The sequence below is a fragment of the Paracoccus versutus genome, from assembly GCF_000763885.1.
Taxonomy (GTDB): domain Bacteria; phylum Pseudomonadota; class Alphaproteobacteria; order Rhodobacterales; family Rhodobacteraceae; genus Paracoccus; species Paracoccus versutus.
In genome coordinates this window covers 1-6,079 of the sequence record NZ_JRKO01000113.1, presented here as the reverse complement: position 1 = coordinate 6,079, position 6,079 = coordinate 1, and the positions used below count along the sequence as shown (strand labels likewise).

Annotated in this window: 4 protein-coding genes and 1 tRNA gene; 3 read left to right on the top strand and 2 right to left on the bottom strand. The window is 65.0% G+C overall.

Annotated elements, in window-relative coordinates; translation table 11 throughout:
• The first annotated feature begins 124 nt into the window (after nucleotides 1-124).
• On the top strand, nucleotides 125-2,392 hold the full coding sequence (locus IT40_RS25715; protein ID WP_243700329.1) for an AAA family ATPase: 2,268 nt from the start codon (nucleotides 125-127) through the stop codon (nucleotides 2,390-2,392).
• A 111-nt stretch (nucleotides 2,393-2,503) separates the two neighbouring features.
• Here IT40_RS25715 and IT40_RS29060 read toward each other — a convergent pair whose 3' ends face one another.
• Complete coding sequence (locus IT40_RS29060; RefSeq protein ID WP_147307345.1) at nucleotides 2,504-2,716, bottom strand: hypothetical protein; 213 nt, start codon at nucleotides 2,714-2,716, stop codon at nucleotides 2,504-2,506.
• Between the two features lie 68 nt (nucleotides 2,717-2,784).
• Between IT40_RS29060 and IT40_RS25710 the strand changes: the two genes are divergently transcribed.
• Together IT40_RS25710 and IT40_RS28165 are read left to right on the top strand one after the other, a co-directional pair.
• The gene (locus IT40_RS25710; RefSeq protein ID WP_036761213.1) at nucleotides 2,785-3,702 is read left to right on the top strand and encodes a hypothetical protein; all 918 of its coding nucleotides are present in this window, start codon (nucleotides 2,785-2,787) and stop codon (nucleotides 3,700-3,702) included.
• Nucleotides 3,703-4,310: 608 nt separating this feature from the next.
• Entirely contained in the window at nucleotides 4,311-5,996 is a 1,686-nt protein-coding gene (locus tag IT40_RS28165) for a recombinase family protein (protein WP_084197475.1), read from the top strand.
• On the opposite strand, the gene IT40_RS25700 is transcribed toward IT40_RS28165, so the two are convergent.
• Nucleotides 5,953-6,029 (bottom strand) — tRNA-Met (locus IT40_RS25700). The genes IT40_RS28165 and IT40_RS25700 overlap by 44 nt on opposite strands.
• Nucleotides 6,030-6,079 lie beyond the last annotated feature (50 nt).

The window sequence follows — 6,079 nt, the reverse complement described above, 5'->3', positions numbered from 1 at the left end:
CTCTCAAGCACGTGTTGTATTTCTTTTTTTTTAAATAATGCCGCCCCCCCAGAGTTTACCCCGTAAGGCGTCGCCGGCAGCGTCAAAGGTTTAAAAGAGCCAGTCTAATCCCCGGAATCCCGCCATGACCCAGACAAACGCAACCAATCCCCGCAATCCCAATCCCGAATCCGGAACCCATAATCATCCCGTCTGGGGGCCATTGGCCCGCCAGGCCATTCGCCGCCTGCAGGACGATCTGGCCGAGAGGCTGACCCCGTCCTGGGATCCGGCACTCGACCCGGAAGACATGGACCTGCCCGAGTTGCTGGAGGCCGCCATGTCGCCTCCGGGATCCGCCGCGATCGATACCCTGAACTCCAGCCCCGCCGCGCAGAACGTCTCCCCGGAGGAATACGAGGCAATCGCGGAAGCCGGAGGCGATCCTGCCGCGACCGCCGCCAATGGCGCGTCGCAGCCCCGCATCCTTCTGCCGGCGAGCAAGCTGATCCCGCTGCTGCGCCTTGCCGCCAGTATCGGCAGCCTCAAGGACCGTGATGCGATGCTGGTGCCGGGCGCCATCACCGTGATCGAAGGCATTCCGGGCAACCTGATCGATGCGCTCAAGAAGCTGCTGCCGCATGCGCTGCCGACCGGCTGGTCACTGGCCATGTCCATGGGCCGGCTGCCTCGCGACAAGCCTTACCTGCTGGTGCTGGGCCCGGAGCTTATGAACGGCAAGGTTTCCCAACACGCCGAACGCGGGTTTGCGGTGGAGCTCGCGACGGCGATCGACATGCGGGTCCCGATCCTGATCCTGCTGCCGGATGTGGCGACAGCCCCGGAGGTGCTGCGCCACCCGCCCGTCGAGAGACAGGCATTTGCGCCTCTGTCGGCGGAGATCCTGATCATCGCCCTGCGCGCCACGCACAGCGCCACCGGCCGGGTCGACGAGACCGCAGTGCGCGCCGCCCTGCCGGACGATGCCGTGCTGTCTGACCTGGAGCCCCTGGCCCTCGGTCTGGCGATGCGGGCGCCGACCGCGAAGGCCGTTGCCGAACGGATCGCCGCCCTCACGGCCAAGGCGCCACGCGCCGCGGCCGGCGGCTCCTGGCTCGAGGATATCCATGGCGACAGTCCGGCACTGCGCGCGGCGCGCCAGATCGTGCGCGACTTGCGTATGTGGAAGCAACGCGAGGTCGCCTGGCAGGACCTGACCCGGACGCTCCTGCTTTATGGCCCGCCCGGCACCGGCAAGAGCTGGATCGCCCGTGCGATGGGCAATTCCGCAGGCTTCTCGGTCGTCACCGGAACCTTCGGCGAATGGCAAGCCGCGGGACACCTCGGCGACATGCTGCGCGAGATGCGCAAAACCTTCGCCGAGGCCCGGTCGAAAGCACCCACCGTGCTGATCATCGACGAGATCGATGCCGTCGGCTCCCGCGAGGATCGCGAACAGCACAACAGGTCCTACCGCACGCAGGTGATCAATGCTTTCCTCGCAGAGATGGACAGCATCGCCCGGGAAGAAGGGGTCATCGTCGTCGGCACCTGCAATCACCCGGGCCTGATCGATCCGGCGGTTCTCAGGGCCGGTCGCTTCGACATGAAAGTCTCCCTGCCGCTGCCGGACGCCGAGGGTCTGTTCAGCGTCTTCCGCCATTGCCTGCCGGACTGGCGCGAGGCCGATCTGCGCGATCTCGCCGCGCGGGCCGTCGGCTGCTCGGCGGCAGATGTCGATGCCGTCATCCGGCAGACGCGGGCGACGGCACGGGGGCAAAAACGGGCGATGACCCTCGACGATCTGCACAAGGTCTTCCGCATCGCGCATGACCCCGAGATCGACCGCCGCGTCGCGTTGCACGAATGCGGCCACGCCATCACCTGCGCCGCCCTGGATCTCGGTCCGGTGCGCCGCATTTTCCTGAACCGCGAGGGCGGAGGCGGCACGGTGTTCGACGCAGATGCCAAGCATGGTGTCCTGGCGGATATGCAGGATCGTCTGGTGCAATTGCTGGCCGGACGCGCCGCCGAGCGCCTGGTCCTCGGCGATGTCTCTGCCGGTGCCGGCGGCAGTGCGGATTCCGACCTGGCCAACGCGACAATGATCGCCACATCGATCCAGACGCGGTTTGGACTCGGGGCCCAGGGCCCGGTCTGGACAGCCGATCCCGAGACCCTGCTCGCGCTGGACCCTGACGTGCTTTTCCGCGTGAGGCGCGAGTTGGAGGCTGCCGAGAAGCGCGCCACGCGGATCCTTACCGTCCATCGCTCCCTGCTCGAAGAGATGGCCGAAGCACTGATGGCCTCGCGCGACATGGACCGTGCCGAGGCGGAGAACTGGCTCGCGCGTGTGCGCAATGCTGCGCCGGATGAAGACCCTGACGCGCGACAAGCGCAGCAACCGCAATAGATACAGAGGGGTGACGGCCGCCCCACGCGATCGCGCGCCACCCTGTCGAATCGCACCCCCGCGAATAAAGAGATCAAAACAAAAAACAAAAGAGAGCGGCAAAGCCGCCGATCAAAAATCCAAAAACAGTGTTCCCTGCGGCGGGCACCGCCCGCCGCCCACTTCATTCCCACGGGATAAAAAATAAAGAAAGCAAAGAACCAAAAGACAAAAAACCAAGAACGCGGCGGGTAATGCGGCCCACAGCGCAACCAGCTCAAAAAGAGAAAGATCAGGCACAAAAGAACAAAGAGATACGGCGCGCCAGATGCAAATCGTCAGCATCCCCACGGAATTCGAGAATCCCGGTTCATCATACGCAACCCATCCCGCAATAGACGAGGAAACCGGCAATGCACCGCCACACGGACCCCGCGACCTGGATCCTTCCGGTGATCCGCTTCATCGCATCCAACCTTCCCGTGCTCGATCCTGGCGGCGAGGAATGGGACCACATGTTCACCACACCCTATCAGTTCGGCTGTGAGGCGCTGATCGCCCTCGGCCATGCGGAGGAGACCGGGCGCGGTGCGCGGCCGCTACCCCGCCCCCGGCTGCCGGACATTCTTCCCAGATGGGACGATATCTGCGTCACCGTGCTCAGCCTCGCCAATCAATGCGGGCTTCTGTCCTATAGACTGCCCGACGGCTGCGAATCCCCAGAGATCGCCGCATGGTGGGGCCGGCGGGTGGGCGCGATCCTGCCGCCACCGAACATCACGGCCGCGCATCGGCTTGGCCCAGCCTGGGCGGCCCCGCAGGCGCTTTCGGTTCTGCACGCGCTTGGCCTGGTCGATGCCGGCCAGTGGACCGCAACCGCGGAGCCGGTGCTCTGGCGCGAGGAGCCGCAGGAATGGCACCTCGACATCGCCGTCGATCCGCGCTTCCGGCAGGCGCTGGACCAGGCCATCATCGAGATGCCCGCAGACATCCGCCACGAACTGGACCGGCTGGTCACTATCACCGATGAGGACGTGACCGAGGGGCTGATCTGGCGCGAGGCCCATCAAGAGGGGCTGCGCGCGGAATACGGCGCCAGCCGGGTGATCGGCCTGCCGCTCACCCGGGAATCCGTGCGCCAGGGCCTGATCTTTCTGCGCATCCATGATCTGGATTGGCTGTTCTTTTCGAACTGGCGGTTGTCGGATGGCTGGCTCTCCCCGCCTGAGCGAAAACGGGCGATGGAGATCTTCCACGACAGCCTCGCCATCCGCATGCGCAGGGCCGTCGTCAGGCGGCTATACCCGGACAAGCCGGAGTTTTCCGGATGAAGCATCACGGCGATCTGGAAGCCGGGTCATACGTCCTGCCCCGTAAAATCCGGAGAACTCCCTCCAGGTAATATTTTATCGCAGTGATCGGGCGCGGATTGATCCGGAACCCGGATGCATTTCCGTTTCCCCCAAGTGCGTTCCACCCCTCTTGCGCGTGAGATTTCCGTATTTTCAGTTGGTTATCCACATTCATGAGACCCGAGAGCCGTGTTTTGCCCTGAGAGAGCCGTCTCCATGCCCTATGATCATCCAAACAGCAGCGGGCTCATTCCCGCACAGGATCATCATCAGTGAACGCCGACGGGCCCTGCCCTCCGGCGCAGGGAGCAGCTCGGCCCATGGCGCGAGACCGGAGGGATATTGCCAGGAAGGCCGGCGCTGCGCAGGCGGCGACCTCCGCTTTGGCCTCTCCCGGCCCGTCTGCTTCGGCCCCTTCGGCCGACACCACCGACAAACCCCTTGCCGGGAATCGGCAACCCGCGCAGCATCACGACCAGCTGCTTGCCCTCATCCGGGTGCTTGCCCGCGATGCCGCCCGCGCCGATCACGCCGCCGAACGCGGCGCCCCTGACGATTGACCTGCCACTCCCCGCGGAGAACCTGCCATGACCCTGCGCGCCGTCATCTACGCCCGCTATTCCTCCGACCTGCAATCGGCCTCGTCGATCGAGGACCAGATCCGGCTCTGCCGCGAACGCGCCGCCCGCGCCGGCTGGCAGATCGTGGGCACTTATGAGGACGCCGCCACCTCCGGCGCCTCGCTGATGCGCCCCGGCATCCAGCGCCTGCAGCAGGATGCCCGCGAGCGGCGCTTCGACGTCGTGATCTCCGAAGCCCTCGACCGCCTCAGCCGCAACCAGGCCGATATCGCGGCGCTCTACCAGACCCTGACCTTCGCCGGCACCGCCATCGAGACCCTGGCCGAGGGCCGCATCGACGAGATGCATATCGGCCTCAAGGGCACGATGAACGCGCTGTTCCTGAAGGACCTGGCGGCCAAGACCCGCCGGGGCCTGCGCGGCCGTGTCGAGAAAGGCAAGTCCGGCGGTGGCAATGCATTCGGCTATACGGTGCTGCGCCACATGGGCGAGGACGGCGAGGTCAGGCGCGGCGACCGACAGATCAATGAGGACGAAGCCGCCATCGTGCGGCGGATCTTCACCGCCTATGCCGATGGGATGTCGCCGAACCGCATCGCCGACCAGCTGAACCGCGAAGGCATTCCCGGCCCTCGCGCGGGCAAGTGGGACAAATCCACCATCCACGGCAATCCCAAGCGCGGCACCGGCGTGCTCAACAACGAGATCTACATCGGTCGCATGGTCTGGAACCGGCAGAGCTTCGTGAAGGACCCCGCCACCGGCAAGCGCCAGGCCCGCCCCAATCCGGAATCCGACTGGATCGTCACCGAAGTGCCGGAACTCCGCATCATCGACCAGGCCCTCTGGGACCGGGTCAAGACCCGCCAGGAGGGCCGCAAGATCGAACAGACAGAACGGCAGGCCTGGGAACGGCGCAAGCCGCGCTTTCTGCTCACCGGCCTGGTCAAATGCGGCTGCTGTGGCGGAGGTTTCTCGACCATCGGCAAGGACCGTTTCGGCTGCTCGAACTCCCGCAACAAGGGCACCTCGGTCTGCACCAACCGCACCGGCATCACCCGCCAGGAGCTGGAGGGCCGGATCCTGTCCATCCTCTCCGAGCGGCTGATGGACCCGGAACTGGTGAAGGTCTTCGCCGAGGAATATATCGCCGAGCGCAATCGCCTGGCCGCCGCCCATGTCGATGACCGGGCCGTCAAGGAGAAGGAACTGGCAAAACTCATCAAGGAACAGGATGCGCTGGTCAACGCGCTCCTCTCCGGCCTGCCGCCCGAGCGGATCAAGGCGAAGATGGAACAGCTGGAGGCCCGTCAGAAGCAGCTGGAACGAGAACTGGCCACTACCTCCGTCCCGAACACGACCGTGCGGCTCCACCCCAGGATGGCCGACACTTACCACGACCGCATCCAGGCGATGATCACCGCCCTTTCCGAGCCCGATCGCGAATCCGAAGCCCGCAAGGCAATCCGGGGTCTGATCGAGAAGATCGTGGCGACCCCGGTGCCCACCAAGGGCAAGCGGATGGCGCTCGATCTGACGCTTCACGGCGATCTGGCGGGCATTCTGGCGCTGAGCCTGAATGCGGATCGGTTGAGCGGACAGCAAAAAACCTCCTGCGAACAGGAGGTTGAAGAAAGTGCAGGATTTCTGGTTGCGGGGGCAGGATTTGAACCTGCGACCTTCAGGTTATGAGCCTGACGAGCTACCGGGCTGCTCTACCCCGCGCCATTTGCATCGCGTGGTTTGCGGTGCTTTTTCGTTCCGAGAGATTTTCG